At 66.4% G+C, this 19,560-nt stretch carries 15 protein-coding genes and 3 pseudogenes; 11 read left to right on the forward strand and 7 right to left on the reverse strand.

The genetic code is table 11. The annotated features are described in order from the left end of the window. Positions 1 to 55: 55 nt before the first annotated feature. The 3 genes and pseudogenes from LZ017_RS22335 to LZ017_RS15200 form a co-directional block, all read left to right on the forward strand. Positions 56 to 136, forward strand: a pseudogene (locus LZ017_RS22335) (hypothetical protein); the annotation flags it as partial. A 111-nt stretch (positions 137 to 247) separates the two neighbouring features. Continuing rightward, positions 248 to 8,494 carry a hemagglutinin repeat-containing protein gene (locus LZ017_RS15195; protein WP_241397742.1) on the forward strand — a complete coding sequence of 2,749 codons (8,247 nt, stop codon included), beginning with the start codon at positions 248 to 250 and terminating at the stop codon, positions 8,492 to 8,494. Then, the gene (locus LZ017_RS15200; protein ID WP_241397743.1) at positions 8,491 to 9,315 is read left to right on the forward strand and encodes an Imm49 family immunity protein; all 825 of its coding nucleotides are present in this window, start codon (positions 8,491 to 8,493) and stop codon (positions 9,313 to 9,315) included. Before LZ017_RS15195 ends, LZ017_RS15200 begins: the two co-directional genes overlap by 4 nt. Positions 9,316 to 9,334: 19 nt before the next feature. Here the strand turns inward: LZ017_RS15200 and LZ017_RS15205 are convergent. Continuing rightward, a pseudogene (locus LZ017_RS15205) lies at positions 9,335 to 9,541 on the reverse strand (transposase); the annotation flags it as partial. Then, a pseudogene (locus LZ017_RS15210) lies at positions 9,529 to 10,358 on the reverse strand (IS3 family transposase); the annotation flags it as partial. The pseudogenes LZ017_RS15210 and LZ017_RS15205, both read right to left, overlap by 13 nt. Positions 10,359 to 10,372: 14 nt before the next feature. Here LZ017_RS15210 and LZ017_RS15215 point away from each other — a divergent pair. Together LZ017_RS15215 and LZ017_RS15220 are read left to right on the forward strand one after the other, a co-directional pair. After that, on the forward strand, positions 10,373 to 10,852 hold the full coding sequence (locus LZ017_RS15215; protein WP_241397744.1) for a hypothetical protein: 480 nt from the start codon (positions 10,373 to 10,375) through the stop codon (positions 10,850 to 10,852). Positions 10,853 to 11,051: 199 nt separating this feature from the next. Further along, a complete protein-coding gene (locus LZ017_RS15220) occupies positions 11,052 to 11,519 on the forward strand; it encodes a hypothetical protein (RefSeq protein WP_241397745.1) in 468 nt (155 codons plus the stop codon). 22 nt (positions 11,520 to 11,541) lie between these two features. On the opposite strand, the gene LZ017_RS15225 is transcribed toward LZ017_RS15220, so the two are convergent. The 3 genes from LZ017_RS15225 to LZ017_RS15235 form a co-directional block, all read right to left on the reverse strand. Continuing rightward, the gene (locus tag LZ017_RS15225; protein ID WP_241397746.1) at positions 11,542 to 12,120 is read right to left on the reverse strand and encodes an HAD-IIIA family hydrolase; all 579 of its coding nucleotides are present in this window, start codon (positions 12,118 to 12,120) and stop codon (positions 11,542 to 11,544) included. Then, positions 12,111 to 12,908, reverse strand: coding sequence for an SDR family oxidoreductase (locus tag LZ017_RS15230; RefSeq protein WP_241397747.1), 798 nt, complete (start codon positions 12,906 to 12,908; stop codon positions 12,111 to 12,113). Before LZ017_RS15230 ends, LZ017_RS15225 begins: the two co-directional genes overlap by 10 nt. Before the next feature lie 125 nt (positions 12,909 to 13,033). Further along, positions 13,034 to 13,504 (reverse strand): hypothetical protein, encoded by a 471-nt coding sequence (locus tag LZ017_RS15235; RefSeq protein WP_241397748.1) that lies wholly within the window; start codon positions 13,502 to 13,504, stop codon positions 13,034 to 13,036. Between the two features lie 184 nt (positions 13,505 to 13,688). On the opposite strand from LZ017_RS15235, the gene LZ017_RS15240 reads away from it, so the two are divergent. The 6 genes from LZ017_RS15240 (at position 13,689) to LZ017_RS15265 (ending at position 16,633) form a co-directional block, all read left to right on the forward strand. After that, complete coding sequence (locus LZ017_RS15240; RefSeq protein WP_241397749.1) at positions 13,689 to 14,216, forward strand: hypothetical protein; 528 nt, start codon at positions 13,689 to 13,691, stop codon at positions 14,214 to 14,216. Positions 14,217 to 14,289: 73 nt separating this feature from the next. Then, positions 14,290 to 14,559 (forward strand): GlsB/YeaQ/YmgE family stress response membrane protein, encoded by a 270-nt coding sequence (locus LZ017_RS15245; protein WP_241397750.1) that lies wholly within the window; start codon positions 14,290 to 14,292, stop codon positions 14,557 to 14,559. Positions 14,560 to 14,647: 88 nt separating this feature from the next. Beyond that, positions 14,648 to 15,094 carry a hypothetical protein gene (locus tag LZ017_RS15250; protein WP_241397751.1) on the forward strand — a complete coding sequence of 149 codons (447 nt, stop codon included), beginning with the start codon at positions 14,648 to 14,650 and terminating at the stop codon, positions 15,092 to 15,094. Further along, positions 15,091 to 15,585, forward strand: coding sequence for a hypothetical protein (locus LZ017_RS15255; protein ID WP_241397752.1), 495 nt, complete (start codon positions 15,091 to 15,093; stop codon positions 15,583 to 15,585). Before LZ017_RS15250 ends, LZ017_RS15255 begins: the two co-directional genes overlap by 4 nt. Further along, positions 15,582 to 16,118 (forward strand): hypothetical protein, encoded by a 537-nt coding sequence (locus LZ017_RS15260; protein WP_241397753.1) that lies wholly within the window; start codon positions 15,582 to 15,584, stop codon positions 16,116 to 16,118. Before LZ017_RS15255 ends, LZ017_RS15260 begins: the two co-directional genes overlap by 4 nt. Positions 16,119 to 16,132: 14 nt before the next feature. Beyond that, positions 16,133 to 16,633 (forward strand): DUF421 domain-containing protein, encoded by a 501-nt coding sequence (locus LZ017_RS15265; protein ID WP_241397754.1) that lies wholly within the window; start codon positions 16,133 to 16,135, stop codon positions 16,631 to 16,633. A 59-nt stretch (positions 16,634 to 16,692) separates the two neighbouring features. Here the strand turns inward: LZ017_RS15265 and LZ017_RS15270 are convergent, their stop codons facing one another. Both LZ017_RS15270 and LZ017_RS15275 read right to left on the reverse strand, forming a co-directional pair. After that, positions 16,693 to 17,148: a PA2169 family four-helix-bundle protein gene (locus tag LZ017_RS15270; protein WP_241397755.1), complete on the reverse strand. Its 456-nt coding sequence runs from the start codon at positions 17,146 to 17,148 to the stop codon at positions 16,693 to 16,695. A gap of 105 nt (positions 17,149 to 17,253) precedes the next feature. Further along, positions 17,254 to 19,521 (reverse strand): ATP-binding protein, encoded by a 2,268-nt coding sequence (locus tag LZ017_RS15275; protein ID WP_241397756.1) that lies wholly within the window; start codon positions 19,519 to 19,521, stop codon positions 17,254 to 17,256. Positions 19,522 to 19,560 lie beyond the last annotated feature (39 nt).

Consider the following 19,560-nt stretch of genomic DNA (forward strand, 5'->3'; position numbering starts at 1 on the left):
CAGGGGTGGGCGCTGGCTCAGTGGTGGAAGTACCAACATCGTCGTCCAGGGGCTGCTGGACAACCAGGGCGGCAGTATCCAAAGCAATCAGGTACTGCGACTGCGTGCCGGCGCAGTGAGCAATGACGCTGGCCTGCTGGAGTCCGGCCAGGGCGTTGTGCTGGATGTACTTGGAAATCTCAGCAATCGCCAGTCCGGTCGCATCCGCTCGGGTGGCCAGCAGGCCCTGGATTTGCACGCGGGTTCGGTGAACAACAGCGGCGGTGCACTGACCAGCGATGGCGCTCTGACCCTATCAACTGGAACGCTAGACAACACGGACGGCACCTTGCTGGCCCGGCGCGATCTTGGCCTGCAAGTGAGCAGCGCAACCAATCTGCGCGGCCAGATGGGCTCACTGGAAGGAGGACTCACGCTGCATGCCCAGGGTGCCGTGGACAACACGCAGGGTAGGCTTCTTGCAGCACAAAGCCTGCAGATCGAAAGCGGTCTCTCCGGAACGGGAAGGTTGATCAACCGTCAGGGGGAGGTGGCCGCTGAGCAGGTTGACGTGGACAGCCACGGCCAAAGCGTGGACAACACCCAGGGGCGCCTTCTTGCCTCCCGACAACTGCAAGTGCGAAGCGCAAGTCTGGACAACAGCGGGGGGCTGTTGCAATCGGGAGAGGGTTTGGTTCTGCAAGCGCAGGGCGACGTGATCAATGCGCGGGACACGGGATGGAACTCGCCCCAGGGCATCCACGCTGGAGGCAGTCTCACGCTTGGTGCCATGCAGCTGACCAACGGATCCGGAGTCAGCGCGGGCAGCGAGGCTACCTTGCTGCTCGCTAGCCTGACTAACCGAGCCGAGCTGGCGGCGGTCGGGTCCATGCAGCTGACCGTAGCGGGCCAAGCGGACAATCAGAGCGGACAAATCAAAGCGCTCCAGTCGCTTGCCCTAAGGGCCGGTCAGATTCTCAACCAAGGTGGCCTCATCTACGGTGGCCAATCGACAGACCTGGGCTCGGCAGGCAACATTGACAACCGCGACACGCGCGCCTCCGACCTGGGTATCCAGGGCGGATCAATACAGATCAGTTCGCAGAACCTCGACAATACTCAAGGGCAGATCCTCGCGAATCAGGCCTTGACACTCACGGTTTCGCAATCGCTGCTCAACGACCGGGGTCAGCTCAGCAGCCAGGGGCGGCTTGTGATCCAGGAAGGGGCAGGGCAACCCCAGGCATCGACGCTGCAAGTGAGCAATGCCACAGGCCGGATGTGGGGGGCGGAGGGCCTTGTGCTTTCGGCCAAGGAATTGGGAGCCGGCGGACGCCTGGCCTCTGGGCGCGACCTGTCATTGACCGTCGCGGGTGACCTGACGATGGATGGCAGTACCGAACTGGCGGCCCAAGGCGCCGTGGCCCTGAACGCTGGTGGCGCTTTCACCAATGCGGGACGGTTGAACTTGATGGGCAATCTGGACATCAGTTCAGCGACATTCAGCAACCTTTCCGGAGCCGAACTCAGTGCGGCGCGCACGACCATCACCAGTACCGGAGCACTGCGCAATCAAGGGCTGATTGACGGCGACGTGGTGACGCTGAATGCCGCGCAGATCGTTAACGAAGGCACGGGGCGAATCTACGGGGGCGACATCGCGCTGTCGGGAGGCAGCCTGAGCAATGGCGCGCTGTCGGGCACGTCCGCCACCATTGCCGCACGCTCCAGTCTGACCGGCCGTTTCACCCAATCGGTGAGCAACACGGGGGGCGGGTTGATTTTCGCAGATGGCGCCATGAGCCTGCAGGCAGCCTCGCTTCTCAATGAGAACGCCAGCATCGAAGCCAGCCGCGGGCTGATTCTGAACATCAGTGGCGAGGCCGTGAACCGCTCCGTCTACACCGATGGTGAACTGGCAGCGATCACAGCTGCTGGGGGGCCGACCTCGGCGCTGCTGGACACGCGGGCCTTCATCAGTTCCGGTGGTGGTGCTTCCATCACTGCTGGTCGCCTGATCAACAGTGGCGCGACGATTGATGTGCGCGGCAACTTGGAGCTCGCGTCGGCTGATATTCGGAATCTGAACCCTTACCTGCAATGGCAGCTTGTTAACGGAGCATCCACTAGCGGATTTGAGTTCGGTCTCATCGGCAACACGGTTCGCTATAAGCCAGAAGATATACGCATTGTTTGGTCACCAGACAAAGTGAGGGATGGTTGGCTTGGTTATTGGAGTAGCCTAGCTCAGAGTTCATTGGTTCCCTTCATCGCGGCGTTCGAACCAGGACGAGACAACTGGTCAGCTGACACTTACAACAGAAAGTTAGTTCTGGATTCGGAGCGATACCCCTTCGCGGTGTTTGGGCGGTATTTGGGGAATTTCTCGGGTGGCGAGTACTTCGTGCGGCAAAGCAGTGATTACTATGGGCTGCCGCCAGGCTGCTCTCGCATCATCGATTGCGACTTGGTTCTGCTACCCGGGGCGCACTATGCGGCGGACGACCGCATCTGGAGTGATTTCAAGGTCACTCCCGGCGATGATGCAGCTCTGGACGCCGCGATTCAGGCCTTCTACAACGATCTGGCCAGCCGCTCATATGGTGATTTCATGGCCTATGAATTCACACGCAAGACTCAGCAGGCACAAGTTAGCCGCAGCTTGGCAGGTCGTATCGTGGTGGGCGGAAGTTTGTTCGTGCAAGGGGGGCAGATCACCAACGAAATGAGCCAGATCGTAGGCCGTGATGGCGTGGCGATCACGGGAAGCTCGGTGCGCAATGTGGCATACACCGTAACGGTCAATGAGGTGGAGTCCGGTGCTGCCTACCGCTCCTATAACGCCGGTAGCGGCAATCCTAACCGAGGTATCGGCTACGCTGCCTATACCGATAGTGTGAGCCGCACAGTGACTTTGGAGCTCCCCACGCTGGGTAGTTCGGGTAGCGGTGGTGCCGGGGTGCGGCCGCAGGATCGCTCCGACGGTACTGCCGTCACGGGAGACGGATCGGGCCAGACCCAGCTGGTACGCAATGCTGCGCAAGGGGAGGCGAGTGTGCTGCATGCGGCCCAAGCCGGTTCGGGGGGGGCTGTTGATGCCGTAGACGCCGCTGCGGGGCTCGCCCCTTCTGGCGGTGCGCTGGCCGCCTGGCGCAACGCGAGTTCTGGGACAGCACGATCCGTTGAGGCTGCGGATGCGGTAACCCCGTCCGCCGCTGCCCGGGCCGCCTGGCATAGGGCGGATACAGAAACCTCTCAGTCTGCGGTGGCGGCAGGGGCCGTAAACGCAAACACCTCGGCCCGAGCTGCGTGGCACAGTGCAGATCTCGCGTGGGGTCAGTCTCCGCAGGCGACGGACGGAGTGAATGCCGATGCCTCGGCTCGGGCCTCCCAACGCAGTTCAGATATAACCTCAGCCCAAACCGCCCAGGGTGCCAATGCAGTAAATGCTGGAGCTACTGCCCGGACGGATTGGCGCAGCGCAGGGGGGGGCTCTGCCCAGCGCGCCCAGGCCGCAGGCGCGGTCACGTCCAGTAGCTCAGCCCAGGCCACCTGGCGCGCAGCTTCGCCGGGAGCCGCTGAGTTGGCCGATAGCGCCCAAGGCGCAACGTTGCAGTTGAGCGCTGAGGCGGCTTGGCACACGGCTTCCTCCCCGGAGGTGCGGTCACCGACAGTTCGCGTTGACGATCGTGAAGTTGGAGTGCGTGCAGAGCAAGCGGCCATCACTCGCCAGCAGAACCAGGTCGTCGAACAGGCACAGGAGGGTGGCGCACCCACGAGGGTGGCGGTCGATCCGCGGTCCGCGGCCTCGGCACAGCGAGTCAAGCTGAGCGATCCTGGCCTTGCGGGTCCCTTGGTGCCTAACCCGACCACCGCGATATCGACCAGTGCGGCTGCTCGCATGATTGCGGGGCAGTCCGTTCATGCGGCGACGCCCAACTTGCAGCTGCCTGGCAACAGCCTGTTCAAGGTCCACCGCGAACCGGGCTCGCGTTACCTGGTTGAGACGGACGCTCGCTTTGCCGACTACCGTCAATGGCTGTCCAGCGACTACCTGATCTCGGCCCTGAGCTACGACCCGGCCACGGTGCAGAAGCGGCTGGGCGATGGCTATTACGAGCAACGCCTGGTGCGCGAGCAGATTGGCCAGTTGACCGGTAGCCGCTACCTGGCCGGCTACGACAGCGACGAAGCCAGCTACCGTGCGCTGATGCAGGCGGGTGCCAGCTTTGCCAAGTCTCATCAACTCACACCAGGTGTGGCCCTCAGTGCCGAGCAGATGGCGCAGCTGACCACGGATCTGGTGTGGCTGGTTGAGCAGAGCGTGACGCTGGCCGACGGCAGCACACAGCGCGTGCTGGTGCCGCAGGTCTATCTGCTGCCGCGCGACGGTGACTTGACGGCGCAAGGCGCGCTGATCGGTGGGGACCGCGTGAGCTTGGCTCTTTCCGGGGACCTGGACAACAGTGCGAACATCGAGGGCACGAAGAGCGTGGCTGTTCAGGCCAACAACATCAACAACACCGGCAGCGTGCGGGGAGCCAGCGTGGCGCTGAGCGCGCTGCAGGACCTCAAGAACCTGGGCGGGCAGATCGCGGCCGACGACACCTTGAGCCTGAGCGCCGGACGAGACATCGCCGTTGAAAGCAGCATGGCCAGCGGTCAGACCGCCACCAACCAGCGCACGGTGCTGGACCGCGTGGCGCAGTTGCAGGCAGGTGGTGTGATGTTGGTTCAAGCGGGCCGAGATGTCACGCTGCGGGCGGCGCAACTCAACCAGGGCAACGACGCCGCGCCTTTGGGTGGCCAAGGGGGCGTACTCATTCAGGCAGGACGTGATTTGCAGCTGAGCACCGTGCAGACCGCCTCTTCTCAGCAACTGCGCTTCGATGCGGACAACTACCGCAACACCGCCCAACAGCAAGACGTCGGAACCGCTATCCAGGCGAAGGGCAGCATTGCGCTGCAGGCCGGACAAGACCTGACCCTCAAGGCGGCCAGCGTCAATGCGCAAGCGGCAGTGGAGCTCAAGGCCGGTCGCGACCTGCAACTGCTGGCCGGCCAGGCCCAGGAGCACATCGAGGACGCGGCCAAACACACCCACAAAGAGTTCCTGAGCCGTACGACCACCACCAGCTATCTGAACCAGACCCAAAGCACGGCCTTGGGCAGCACCATTTCGGGCCAGACGGTGGACATTGGAGCGGCGCGGGACATGGTGGTGCTGGCTTCCAATGTGGTGTCGGACGAGGGCACGAAGCTGGTAGCCGGACGTGACTTGACCTTAGGCACGCAAACGCTGGACAACCACCGCGCCTCCAGCAGCAGCCGTGCGCAGAGCGGCATCTTCAGTTCCGGCGCGGGCGTGAGCATCGGCAAGCAAAGCCAGAGCCAAAGCGAGCAACGCCAGGTCACCGAGCAGATCGGCAGCCAGATCGGCAGCCTCACGGGCGATGTGATCCTGGGCGCAGGGCGGCAGGCCACGCTGAGCGCCAGCCAGGTGCTGACACCGCAGGGCAGCGTGGACATCCAGGCGCAGAAGGTGCTGATCCAGGCCGCGACCGAAACCGCCAGCGGCCACGAGGAGCAGCACTTCAAGCAGAGCGGGCTGAGTGTGAGCCTGTCCAGCCCGGTGATCAGCGCGTTGCAAGGTGTGGCGCAGGCGGTCGAGGGCGGCGCCAAGACCAGCGACCCGCGCATGAAGGCGCTGGCCGCGGCGCAGGCGGCGCTGAGCGTGAAGGACGCGGTGTCCAGCGTGCAGACCCTGGCCAAGAATCCCAGCGCCGGGGTGGGCTTCAATATCAGCCTGGGTTCCAGCCGCAGCGACAGCCAGACCGACACCGCCAGCACCACGGCCGTGGGCAGCAAGATTGCCGCGGGCGGCAACGTCAGCATCAAGGCCACCGGCGCCGGTGCCGACAGCACGCTGGCCGTCATCGGCAGCGACGTCAGCGCGGGCGGCAAGGCCAGCTTGAAGGCCGATGGCGCGATCCAGCTGGAAGCGGCGAAGAACACCCTCGAGCAGCACAGCCAGAACAGTGGCAAGTCAGGCTCGGTGGGCATCGGCATCAACATGGGCGGCAGCCACAACGGCGTGAGCCTCAACGCCAGCGTGAGCCAGAGCCAGGGCCGCGCCGACGGCAGCGACACCACGTGGGCCCAGACGCGCGTCAGCGGCGCCCAAGTCAGCCTGGAATCCGGCGGGGACACCACGCTCAAGGGCGCTAGCGTCACGGCCAAGCAGGTGCAGGCCCGGGTGGGCGGCGACCTCAACATCCAAAGCCTCCAGGACACGAGCCAGTACGACGCCAAGCAGCAAAGCGCGGGAGCAGGCGTGAGCGTGTGCCTGCCGCCACTGTGCTACGGGGCCAGCAGCGTCAACGCCAGCGTGAGCAGCGCCAAGGTGAAGGGGGACTTTGTCAGCGTCAGCGAGCAGAGCGGGATCAAGGCGGGTGACGGCGGCTTCCAGCTGGAGGTCCGGGGCAACACCGATCTCAAGGGCGGGGTGATCAGCAGCAGCCAACGGGCTATAGAGCAGGGCAAGAACAGCCTCCAGACGGCCAGCCTCACGGCCAGCGACCTCCAGAACCGCGACGACTACAAGGCCAGCGGGTATGGGGTGAGCGGCGGCTTGAGCAGCAAGCTGGGTGACCAGAGCAGTGCGCAGGCGCTGGGCCAGATGAGCGAGGCGGACAAGGCGGCCGCGAAGGCGGGGGAGAAGAACGCGGGGCCCAACGTGGCTCCCGGCCTGGGCCGGGCCAGTGGCAGCCAGGGCAGCGTGACGCAGAGCGGGGTCAGCGGGGCGGTGATCACCATCACCAACGAAGCCCAGCAGAAGGCGCTGACGGGCCAGGACGCCGCCACCGCAGTCGCCAGCCTCAAGCGCGAGGTGACGAGCGAGAAGGACGGTAGCGGTGCGCTGAAGAAGGCTTGGGACGGCGCCCAGCTCATGGGCGAGGTGCAGGCGCAGGTGCAGATCACACAGCAGGCGCTGCCCCGGCTGGCTCGGGAGATCGGCGATCGCATGGGGAGCCAGGCCGAGGCCCTGCGCGAAAAGGCCCGGGGCCTGCCCGACACCGACCCGAACAAGAAGAAGCTGCAGGACGAAGCGGCCAAGTACGACGAAGGCGGGGCGTACCGCGTGGCGGCGCACGCGGTGCTGGGCGGACTCGCCGGCGGGGTGGGCGGCGCACTGGGGGCGGGGGGCAGTGCGGCGGCGGCGCAGCCGCTCAACGAACTGCAAGCCGAGCTGCAAAGCCAACTGGCCAACGCGGGCATGGGTGCAGAAGCGGCCCAGGGGCTGGCCAAACTCGTGACCGGTGCCGGGGCTGGGCTGGTGGGAGGAGCCCTGGGCGGCACGGCCGGGGCGGTCGTGGGGGCGAATGCGGACTTCAACAATCGGCAGTTGCATCCCCAAGAGCGCAACCTCATCGAGAAGCTTGCCAAGGACAAGGCCGCGCGGGCTTGCAAGCCTGGTGATACCGACTGCGTGACCAGCCAAACCCGGTTCTGGACCGACACGCTGGAACGCGTGGCCAACGGACTGGTGGACGACAAGGCCAACGCCGAGAACATGGCTTACCTTGCGCAGTTGGCTAAAGCCTCCAGCGACCCCAACAGCGAAGGCGCGCGTGGCCTGCTGCAGAACTATGTCGATGCGCTCAAGACCGCGCAAGGCATGCTGACGCCCTACATGGGCAGGACCGTCACCGTCAACGGCCAGACGGCGACCGCCGATGGGAGCCCGCAGACCTACTTCAGTGCGACCGCGGCACAGAAGGCTGACCCGTACGGCAACTACTTCCTTGGCTCCAAGCCTGACTCCATCGCCCCGCTGAAGAACCTGCGCGACGAAGAACGCGTAGAGCGGTTAGGCGCCTTGAACGGGGCGGCCAAGCCGGACTACACCGCGGAGGAACTGTTGCTCGGCGGCAAGGTGGCCGAGAAGGCGATTGGCGTTGCAGGCAAACTGCTCGGCAGCGAAAGCGATGTAGCACTCGCAGGAACCGTTGAGGCTTCAAGAGGCGGCAATATCAGCGCCAGCAAGGTCACCAACGAGGGCATGCCGGCCAAACTCACGCAAGCCGAGGCGAATTTACTGAAGCAGCTCGATACGCTGCCCACCACGCAAGCACAGGGGACTTTGCGCGAATATGTGGCCGACAACTACTACTTGCGCAACGGCTATACAAGCCTGGACGGGAAATGCGGGAGCAACTGCTTTGATGGCGTGTATTTGAAAGACGGCAAGCTCTTCATTAACGAGGTCAAACCGCTCAATGCCGATGGGTCGATCAAGTTGAGTGGGCCGAGCGGAACTCTACCAACTCAAATGGACAGGGCTTGGATAGAGAGCAGAGCGAAAGAATTGGCAAACGGTACGCCAAGTCAAAGAGAAGTTGGAAACCTTATTCTGAAAGCCATGGAGCCCGGAGGAGGCGGTGTCACGCCTATCGTCACTGGCGTGAACTCCAGTGGAATCACCGTTGTTAAATTGCCTGAAATAAAGCTATGAAGCAGGAAGAATCTTTTAGGCGGCTAGATAGGATGATTGAGTACGCGAATAAATCAATGCCGCGTCTCATCGAGTACCTTCTGTCACGGCGCAGTTCTTCGCAACGTTCTCTCGCCTACATGCGCCTCGCAACAGAGCAACGCGTGCTAGCCATGAGAGCTAAGTACATTGAAGGGGACGAAGAGCAGTTTCGCCAGAACATGTACGTAGTGTGCAAGCTCGAAATCGAGTCGATTCGATTAAACGAGCAACATGCCCGATTCGAGACTGGCGCAGAGTTGTGGCATGCGCTGCTGTCTGACAGCCCTCGAATCATCGAAGCGATGGCCCGATTCGCGCCCACTTACTACGCGGAAGGTCGCCACGCCCCTTTGAACCCGCAATTCCTGGTCCACATGTGGCAACTCGCCATCCTGGGCGACTACGAGGCGCTGCAGGCCAAGGTCGACAAGCTCGCAAAGAATGGCCGCAAGCCGTGGCGCAAGGACTGCGCGGAGAGCAAAGATTTCTTCTCGTTGTTGATGCGAGGTGACAAGGCGGGCCTTGAAGCGCGGATTACGCAAGACATCAAGCTCGGCAACGACGACCCCATCACGGGCGACTTTTTTGCGTACATCGCCACCTTTGAGGCCAAGCTGTGCTGGCATAAAGGCATTGAGGTTCAGATCGACAGCCCTCGTGTGCCGATGGACCTGATGCCTGTTCGGCCCCTTGCACACTACGACGACGTGTACGACTTCCTCAAGCCCGGTTGGGTACCACCCGAGCCAGGTCTGTTGGGCAGGATCGAACGGCTTTTCGGCAGGCGGTCTCAAATCTGAAGTGCAACCCCCGGCAGTTTCAATGAATCACTGAGGTGGACTTTTGGTCGAGCACTCGCATTATCTCGACGAAGACTTGAATCGGGCTGCGCCAGTCGTGGGTGGCGCGAGGCCGGCTGTTCATATCATCAGCAATGGCGTCGAGATCCTCCTGGCTGAAGACCGACAAGTCAGTGCCCTTGGACAGGTACTGGCGCAGCAATCCGTTTGTGTTCTCGCTACGGCCATCATCAGCGCATCGGCCACGAGCTGGCTGGTCATGCTTGACTGCATGGACCACCCCACAATGCGTCGCGAGAACAGGTCCAACACCACAGCCACGTAAAGCCAGCCCTCGGCCGTCCAAATGTAGGTGAAGTCGGCCACCCACTTCTGGTTGGGCGCGTCGGCCTGGAACTGACGGTCCAGCACGTTGGCGGCAATGGCGCTGCGCTCGCCATGGTCCTGGGGTAGGCCACGCCGGCGCGGGCGGGCGCGCAGCGCTTGTGCCCGCATGAGCCGTTCAATGCGATGTAAGCCGCAGCGTCGGCCCTGCGCCAGCAGGTCATGCCAAACACGCCGTGCGCCGTAGGTGCGGTCGCTGGCCATAAAGCTCTGGCGCACCTGCGCGCCCAACTGCTCGTCGTCCAAGCTGCGCTGGCTGCGCGGGCGCGTCACCCACGCATAGAAGCCGCTTCGCGAGACACCGAGCGCCTCGCACAACAGATTGACCGGCCACGCCCCTCGGTGCTTCGCGACGAAGCCGAACTTCACATCGACTCCTTGGCGAAGAAGGCCGTGGCTTTTTTCAAGATGTCGCGCTCCATCTTGAGCTTCGCCACTTCCTTGCGCAGCCGCTCGATCTCGGCCTGCTCGGGCTTCATCACGCCCTTGCCTGGGAATGCCTGGTGCGGGTCCGCCGCCAGTTCCTTCATCCACGCTCGCAGGCGGGTCTCATGCACATCGAGATCGCGCGCGGCCTGCGCCACTGCAACGCCCCGCTCGGTCACCAGCTTGACCGCCTCGACTTTGAATTCCCGACTGAACTGCCGTCTCGTCTTCATCAACCTTCTCCGGTTTGAACTTCCACCTTACCAAGGTGTCCTTCAAACCGGCAGCAGCCCATAATGCTGCCGCCGAAGAAAAAACCGGCCGGAGGTGGATGATGTATGACTTCGAGAATGATCGCTTCTCTGACGAGGACGAGCGGCGGACTTACAAGATTATCCGCTGGTGGCTGCTCGACTGCTACTACACATATTGCCGCAGCCATCTCCACGCACGGAAGCTAGGTAAGGGTGGCGGTTGGGCGCCGGATGAGCACGAGATCGGTTACGCCTATGAGCAGTGCGAGGACTCCTTCCGTCTGCCGATTGAGCAGGTAATGTTTGAAGTTCTGGCGCTTGTGCTCAGCGGTGGGCGCGGGTCCGAAGAATACCCTCGCGCCAAGATCGCGACGATCCTGGCCAAGCACGACCTGGGGGAGATGCTAGCAACGCTGCAAGGCGAGGAGCTGAGGGAATTCACGCACGACCTGAAGTTGCTGGGGCTGATGTGATATGTCGACCGGCATACGCAAGGCAGCTTCAAAGCTTGCTCCACTCTTGCTACACGATCAAACCATATTTGGTTGAAGTAGCCGTCCCTGCCGAGGGCTAAAGTGCCAACTCAAGGCAACAGGCAAGTTTTAGATTACAGGCCAGGTTGCTCACAGCGTGGGGCCCCGACGTGAGGTCAACGAGCACAACGGCTATCACGTGCTCAAGCAAATAACCCTTGGTGAGACCAAGCTGGTGCTGCGATCGGAAGGCAGTCCGGCACCGGTGGGGTTCTCCATCAGTTCGGCGTCGCAGAACTGCGAGGGGTTTTCGGCGCAGGAGTTCGTGCGGGACAACGGGCACGGCGTGTTGCTGCCGTGGATTGCCAAGCTCACCGCTGGGCGTGGCTTCATCGACAAGTCCGTCGCGCCGGCGCAGCCCGTCCAGGTGCGGGCCTACAGTAATTGGTCCAGTGCCACGGGGACGGGAGCCCCCGGCTCGGTGGTCTCCGTCGCGGGCGGTCGTTGCGGTCCGCTGGTTCTGAAGTTCACTCCCGCTCCGAACCGGAATTACCTAGCCAGGCTGTCGTATCCCGGCGATCAATGCAGCCTGGCCATCATGGACGCCACCGACCCGGATGCACCGACGCCGGTGGACGCCGAAGCGCTCAACTGCCCGGTGCCTTGAACAGGATGGTCAGCGAACGGGCCTACCCCAGCACCAGCGCCTCCACCTCTGCCCAGTCCTGAACGCGGTGCTCCGGCTCGCGCAACGGCCCGCGCCGCCAGACGGTTTCGCCGCCGCTGTCGAAGAGCAGGCTGCGGCAGCCGGCGCGGTGGCCGGCCTCGACGTCATCCAGCGTGTCACCCACCATCCACGAGCGCGGCAGATCCAGCTGCCATCGCGCGGCGGCCTGCAGCAGCATGCCGGGGGCGGGCTTGCGGCAGCGGCAGGCGGGCGCGCCGTCCGGCCCGGGCTCATGAGGGCACAGCAGCAGGCCGTCGAGCTCGACGCCCTGTTCGGCATGCAGCCGCGCGCGCAGCGCATCCTCCAGCCGCTGGAAGTCCTGGCGCGTGAACAGGCCGCGCGCCAGGCCGCTCTGATTGGTCACCACCACCAGCGCGAAGCCGGCCCGGGCCAGCCGGGCCAGTGCCTCCGCCGCGCCGGGCATGAGGCGCAGCAGGGCCGGATTGACGTTGTAGGGCACGTTATCGACCAGCGTGCCGTCCTTGTCGATGAACAGCGCCGGACGCGACCGGGCCGCCGAGGGCGGCGCGCTCAGGGCCACGAGCTTTCACGCTGCGGCAGCACCATCAGCTCGGGAATGCAGGTGGCGGGCGGCTGTTCCAGCACATAGCGCACGGCGCGCGCCACATGCAGCGGGTCCTGCAACCGGGTTGCGTCGATGTCGGGAAAACGGTCGAGCAGGAAGGGCGTGCGCATGCCGCCGGCGATCACGGCGCAGACGCGTATGCCCTGGTCGCGCAGTTCGGCGTGCAAGGCGTGCGACAGGCCCAGCAGCCCCCATTTGGTGGCGTGGTAGGCGCTGGCATTGGGCCAGGCGCGGCGGGACGCGGTAGAGGCGATGTTGACGATCTGGCCGCCGTCGGACTGCTGGGCCATCAGCGCGGCGGCGTATTTGCTCATCACCAGTGGGCCGGACAGATTGGTGCTCAGCACGCGCAGCCAGTCCGCTACCTCCAGCTGGGCCAGCGGCGCAGTGACGTCGACGGCGGCGTTGTTGACCAAGGCGTCCAGGCGCCCGAAGTGGTGCTGCACCTGTTCCACCACGTTCTGGCACTGGGCCGGGTCGCCGACGTCCAGCGGCAGCGGCAGGGCTTGGATGTCGCGCTCGGCCAGCAGCGCCGCGCGATCCTGCGCGCGCTGCAGATCCAGATCGGCCAGCACGACCCGCGCTCCGCGCTCGCCGACGACTTGCGCGATCGCCGCGCCCAGTCCGCGGCTGCCGCCGGTGATCAGCACCACGCGGCCGCGCAGCGAGATGGCCTCGGTGTCGGCCTCGGCTGTGAAGGCGGAGGACCAGGAATCAGAATTCGAAGAATGGGAGGAGGTCATGTTGGAAAGCGGCGCTAAGCCGAGGAAAGCAAGGGGGGAGGAGCGGGGGAGGGAGGCGAAGACGAGTCGGGGCCGGGTCGGGTCGGGGCGGGACAGCGGAAGGCGGGGCGCGGCCGGACCGGCGCTCAGCGCAGTGAGGGATCCGCCGAGATCCAGCTGAGGCAGCGCAGATGGGCGGCCACGCACAGTGCGAAGCACTCGTCCCAGATGGGCTGGGCACCGCTGGCCGCGACGACGATGCCGTCCAGCCAGACGCCGCCCCACAGCGAACCTTCGTTCAACGCGAGCCGGTGCGGATACATCAGCTGCAGCAGCCGGCTGTCCATGCGGTGGCGCCAGCTCAGGCGCGCCTTTTCGCGCGCGTATTCGGCGTAGTCGACGTCCCAGCGCGCGCCGTCGCCGATCGACAGCTCGGCCAGCACCGGCGCCTCGGAGTCCTGTCGGGCGGCGGGGTCGAGCACGACCAGATGCAGCACGCCTTGCCCGCTGACCTCGGGGTCGCCCAGCCGGCTGGCGATCATGGGCAAGGCCAGTTCGATCGCGCGGCGCGCGGCTTCGGCGGTGGCAAACCGCCCTTCGCCTCGTTCGATGTCCATCATGAATCCTTGGCCGGTCGGTCCGGCGGGTCGATCGGGCTTGCAGCAGGAATTGCCGCGTCCGCCGCAATGGCGTGCCGCCCTCGTGGCAGCGATACCTGGCAAGGGACGTGCCCGCCGTCGGGCGGCGGGGCAGGCATCGCGCTTGCTGCGGCCAGGGCCTTGCCTGTTCCGGAGATCGACCATGGCCATGGACAAACCGGCGGACCCATCCGCGGTCCCTCAGCATCCCACCAGCTTTGGTGCGTTCAAGCCCGTCGGGCAGGTGCTGCTGAGCTTTGCGTCGGCGCGCGACTGGGACGCAGCCCGACAGGCGCTCACGCAGCAGGGCGGCGTGTCCGCCGAGGACATCCGCTCCTACACCGACCGCCAGATGCTGGCGCAGGTGGAGGAGGACCTGCGCCAGGCCAGTCCGATCGCGGCGCTGGGTCAGGAGATGAACCTGCTTCGGCAGCACCAGAAGCTGGCCGAGGCCGGCTACCACTGGCTGCTGGTGAAGGCGGCGGACGATGAGCGTGCCGCCCGCGTGGCGGAGCTCGCGCGCCGCCATGGCGCGCAGCAGGCCCAGCACTACGGCAACTTCATCATCGTCGAGCTGATCGAACAGCCCGCCGATGGCCGGCAGAGCGCCGAAAGCCCGGCGCGCGGCCTGGACGTTGCCAAGCCCAACGACCTGGGCGCGGACGCTCCGGACGCTTCCGGCAAGACCTGACCCTCCGTGGGCGGCGGCAGATGGCATGCCACTTGCCGGAATCGGTGGTCAATCGCAACCTGGGGTAATGACCATGAACTTCATCATTTGGCTTGTCGTCGGCGGCTTGATCGGCTGGGTGGCCAGCATCCTCATGCGCACGGACGGGCAGCAGGGCCTGTTGCTCAACGTGGTCGTGGGCATCGTTGGCGCCATGATCGCCGGCGCCTTCGTCTCGCCGCTGGTGGGCGTGCCCACCATCAATCAGGGCGTCTTCAGCTTGGGGGCGCTGCTGGTGTCGCTGGTGGGCGCGGTGCTGCTGCTGGCGGTCGTCAATCTCTTCCGGCGCGGCTCGGTGCGCTGAGCTCTGCCTGGGCCGCTCCCCGGGTGCGGCCCGCTTCTTCCGATCGTCCCTTTGTCTTTCGTTTGCCTCTCCACTTGAAAGGACTTCGATGAACAGCAACCCTAGCAGCCCCGCCCCGGGCTCGGCCTCCGGCGCCGGCCGTGCGGGCGCATCCGACCCGTCGGGCCAGCCGGCCCCCTTCCTCACCTCCGAACAGGCCGGCGCGGCCGCGGAGGACGCCACCGGCGGCACGCGCTCGTCCTCCACGGGCACCACCACCACCTCGGGCCAGCAGGCCGCCGATCTGGTCCAACGGGCCGCACAAGGGGCGCATGCCACCATTGATCGGCTGGCCAGCCAGGCGGCTCCCGCCGCCCAGCATTTGCAGAAAAGCCTGGAAGAAACCGGCGACATGCTGCACCAGCGCGCCGACCAGGCGCGCGAGATGGGGCGCGAATGGACCGAAAGCCTGCGCTGCAGCGTCCGTGAGCATCCGCTGGCGGCGGTGGCGACGGCCTTGGCCGTGGGCCTGCTGGTCGCCAGGCTGTCGCGGTGACGAACAGCAGCGCGGCACCGCCTCCCGCGCCTCCCGGCGAGGCCGACGCCTCGCCTCCCCTCGACACCGCGGCTGGTTGGCTGGGCGGGTTGCAGGCCCTGCTCGCCCATGTCCTGGGCTTGCTGGGGGATGGGCTGGACCTGTTGTCGCTGGAGCTGCAGCGCGCGCTGCGCGTGCTGGAGCGTCTGCTGTGGCTGGCACTGCTCGGCGGCGTGGCCTTTGCGACGGCCTGGCTGTTTTTCTGGGCCGGGCTGGCATCGGTCTTGTTTGATGTCGGCATGCCGCTGTCCCTGGCCTGCGCGCTGATCGTGTTTGCGAATGCGGCTCTGCTGACCTGGGCCCTGGGCCATGCCCGCCTGCTCAAGCCGCTGCTGGCGCTGCCCGCCACGCGCCGACAGCTGGGCCTCGGCTCTCGGGTGGGCGAACGCCCGGCCGCGCCGCCCGCCGCGGCTCCCGCCCCCCAACCGCCGCCCGGAGGAGATCCAAGGTGAGCAAAGACCACGCCGGCGACGGCGCTCGGCCGACCGGCCCCGGACCTCGGGGGGCCCGGGGCGGGCTGTCGGCGCTGGAACTCGAACAATGCATCCTCCTTACGGAGCTGCGCATGCTGGACCGGCGTCTGCGTATCCTGGGTCAATGGGACGCCCTGGTCCATGGGCTGGAACACCTGCTGTCGCCCCGCCGCGTGCTGGCGCCGCTGGCCTGGAGTGTGGCGGCCTGGGGCTTCTGGCGCTTGGTGAGCGGCCGCAGGCGCCGCCGCCGCCGTGAGGCCGAGGCGGGCGACGGGCCTTCATCGTCGACGCTGGCTTCCCGGCGCGGCAGTCGCGCTGGCTCTGCCTCGTCGGCCGCCGCTGAGCGGGACCTCGCCCAGGGACCGGCCGCCCTCGATGCGCTGTGGCTCGCGGCCTGGCCGCTGCTGGGCGAGCTGGTGCCGCCGCCGTGGCGCCGCCATCTGAGTCCGGAGCTGATGCGCGCGCTGCGGCAGGCCGCGCCGCTGCTGTGGGCGCGTCGCCCGCAAGACTGAGGTCGTCGCAGGCCATGCCGCCAACCCCGGACTGGGGCTCGCTGTTCGAGCTCACCGTTCATCCGCTGGAGCTGATGCTGCGTGGCAGCACCGTGTACTGGGTGCTGTTCCTGATGTTCCGCTTCGTGTTGCGCCGTGATGCCGGCTCCATCGGGCTGGCCGACGTGCTGCTGCTGGTGCTGATCGCCGATGCGGCGCAGAACGCGATGGCCGGCGAGTACCGCTCCATCAGCGACGGCATCGTGCTGGTGCTCACCATTGCGGGCTGGAACTGGCTCATCGACTGGGCCGGCTACCGCAGCGAACGCCTGCGGCGCTTCCTGCAGGCGCCGGCCATCCTGCTGGTGCGCGACGGCGTGCCGCTACCGCGCAACCTTCGGCGCGAGATGATCACGCAGGACGAGCTGATGAGCGCGCTGCATCAACAGGGGCTGGAGCGCCTGGATCAGGTGCGGCGCGCCCAGCTGGAAAGCGACGGCTCCATCAGCGTCGTGCCACGCAAGGAAGACAAATAAAAAGCCCCGGACACCTGAGACGCGAAAGGGATGTCCGGGGTGGGGCAAGCTCAGACAGGTTAGCCGTTGGTGGCCCGCGCCTGGTCGCGCAGCTGGCGGATCTGGTCGTGGTTGCGCTGTACGCCGGCCATCTGTCGTTGCACGACCAGCAGCACATCGGCGGGCAGCTGTTCCTGCAGGGCCTTGCGGTAGCGCGCCAGCGCGGCATCCTCGCCGCGCTCGCATTCCTCCAGCATGGCGAGGTCGCTGTAGCCGGTCAACGCGCCGCGCACGGCCACCCAGCCACGGTGCATCGCGCCGGTGGTGCTGCCTTCATCCTCGGCGGTGCCGCCGTGCTGGCGGACCAGTTGCTGAAGCTCGCGGGCCGCTTCGCGGCATTCGGTGGCCCGGGCTGAAAAGACCTGACGCAGGCTGGGACTGCCCACATGCTCGGAGCAGCTGAGGAATCCATACTCGCCGTCCTTGCAGGTTTCGATCAGGGTGTTCAAGGTATCGACGACATCTTTGTTGTCCATGGCGGCCTTTCGGAGTGGTTGAAGAAAGCGCCGACCGATGCCGGCGCGCTCACTCCTCCTCAGCAAACGGCATACCCGGTCGAACCCGCTCTGAGGCCTGGGTGCTCAGGTGTCCGCGCCGCGGGCAGGACGGGGTGTCGGCGCGGGAACCGGCCCCTGGCCGGCCATCGCCCGACGCAGCCCGTCCAGCAGCTGAGCCGGCGAGCAGGGCTTGCGCAGCACGATGAAGGAGGGCTCGTCCGTCAGCGCCGCGCTGTAGCCGCTGATGAGCACCGCCGGCAGCCCCGGCCGCAGCGCGCGCAGCGCGCGCACCAGCGTGGCGCCGTCCATGGCGCCGGGCATCATCACGTCGGACAGCACCACGTCGATGCCGGCGCCGGTGCCGAAGCGGCGCAGCGCGTCATCGGCGTCGTAGGCGCAGATCACCTGGCAGGAAAAGGAGCGCAGCAGGGTCGCGGTGACCCGGCTCAGATCCTCGTTGTCTTCGACCAGCAGCACGCGCACGCCGGCCAGCGCGCTGAGGTCAGGCGCGCTGGCGGCGGGCGTTGGGCCGGCCGCGCTGCCGCGCGCTGGCAGCAGCAGGGTCACCGTGGTCCCGCCGCCCGGCGGGCTGGCGATGCGGGCGCTGCCGCCGGCCTGCACGCAAAAGCCCATCACCTGGCTGAGCCCCAGCCCGGTGGCCTTGCCCATGGGCTTGCTGGTGAAGAAGGGCTCGAACACGCGCGGCAACATGTCCTCGGGTATCCCGGGGCCGTTGTCCGTCACCGCAATCAGCGCATAGTCGCCCCGGGCCAGGCCCTCGGTCTCCTGGGCGAGCGCGTCGCGGACCTCGATGCGCACGCGGCCCGTGCCGTTGATCGCGTCGCGCGCGTTCAACGCGATGTTGATCAGCGCCAGCTCCAGCTCGGCGGGGTCGACGGTGACCATGCGCGTGGCGGGCTGCAGCTCCAGGGTCAGCTCCACGCGCTTGCCCAGCACCGTCGTGAGCAGCTCGCGCAGATCCTGCAAGGTGCTGACCAGGTCCAGCGCCTGCGGCCGCACCGGCTGGCGGCCGGCGAAGCGCAGCAGGTGCTGGGTCAGGCGGCTGCCGACCTCGACCGAACGCAGGATGGCGCCGATGGGCACCTGCAGGGTCTCGTTGCTGGTGTGGCGCTGGATCAGGTGCGCGCTGTTGCTGATGACGCCCAGCAGGTTGTTGAAATCATGCGCGACGCCGCCGGTGAGCCGGCCCAGCGCGGCGATGCGCTGGCTGCGCGAGCTCAGCTGCTCGGCCTCGCGGGTGCGTTCGACCGCGTCGTTGACGCGCTGCTCCAGCTCGATGCGCGCGCGGTGCACCGAATCGCTGGCGCTGGCCAGCGCGCGCGCCACGTGGTCGCATTCGTCGATGCCGGTGGGCTGCGACTGGACCTGGCGGCCCGACTGCAGCGCCTGGGCCATCGACGTGAGATCGTCCAGCGGCCGCGTGATGCGCAGGCCGACCCACAACGCGCCGGCCAGCCCCAGCATCAGCAGCACCAGCGCGCCCATTAGCACCGGCGTCAGTGCGCGCATTTGCCCGCCCGACAGCAGCTCCCGGGGCACGGTGATGATGAAGGTCCAGCCCTGCGGCGAGGTGCTGAAGTAGGCCATCACCGGTTGGCCGTCCAGGTTTTCGCCCTGGAACAGCGCCTCGTCGTAGCGCTGCATCATCGCCGCCAGCTGGGGCGAGATGCTGCGGCCGCTGTGGCGCAGCCCACCGGGCGAGCGCGCGACCACGGTGCCGCGTCCGTCGACCACGGCGGCGGTCCAATCCGCCGGCAGGCCCTGGTGGTCGATGATCTGCTGCAATTCCTGCGGAAGAATCGTGACCAGGAAATTGGCCAGCGTACGTCCGCCGCGCTCGACCGGTTGCACGATGGCGGCGCGCATGGGGCCGCCGGTGGGATCGGATTCCAGGCCCCCGATCATGGGCCGGTCCAACAGCGGCGGCGATCCCGGCGGGCGAGGGCGCATCAGGCGCAGCGGGCCGCCTGGGCGGGGCTGGTCGCGGGTGCTGAACATCTCGAATTCCTGCGTGTTCAGCGTCACCCAGCCGTCCAGCCCCTGCATCGCGCGGCGCGCCTGTGCCTCCAGCAGCAAGAGCTGGCCGGGGTCAACCTCGGGGGCGCTGTCCAACATGCGCGACAGCGACAGCACGCGCGCGATGGTGGCGCGCTGCGCCAGTTCGCGGTCCACCACCATGGACAGCGCGCGCGCGTTGTCGCGCATGTGGCGCACCAGCAGGTCGCTGCCGTCCTGCCAGGCCTGCCAGGCGACCCACAGCGCCGCGACCATGCCGGGCAGCAGGACGGCCAGCACCAGCAGCATCAGCCGCGTGCGTATCGACAGCGTCATCGGAGGCGGCCGCCGCCCCCCTTCGCCCGGCCTGCGCGC

Origin of the sequence: Pelomonas sp. CA6 (assembly GCF_022549225.1) — a bacterium.
Lineage (GTDB): Bacteria > Pseudomonadota > Gammaproteobacteria > Burkholderiales > Burkholderiaceae_C > Roseateles.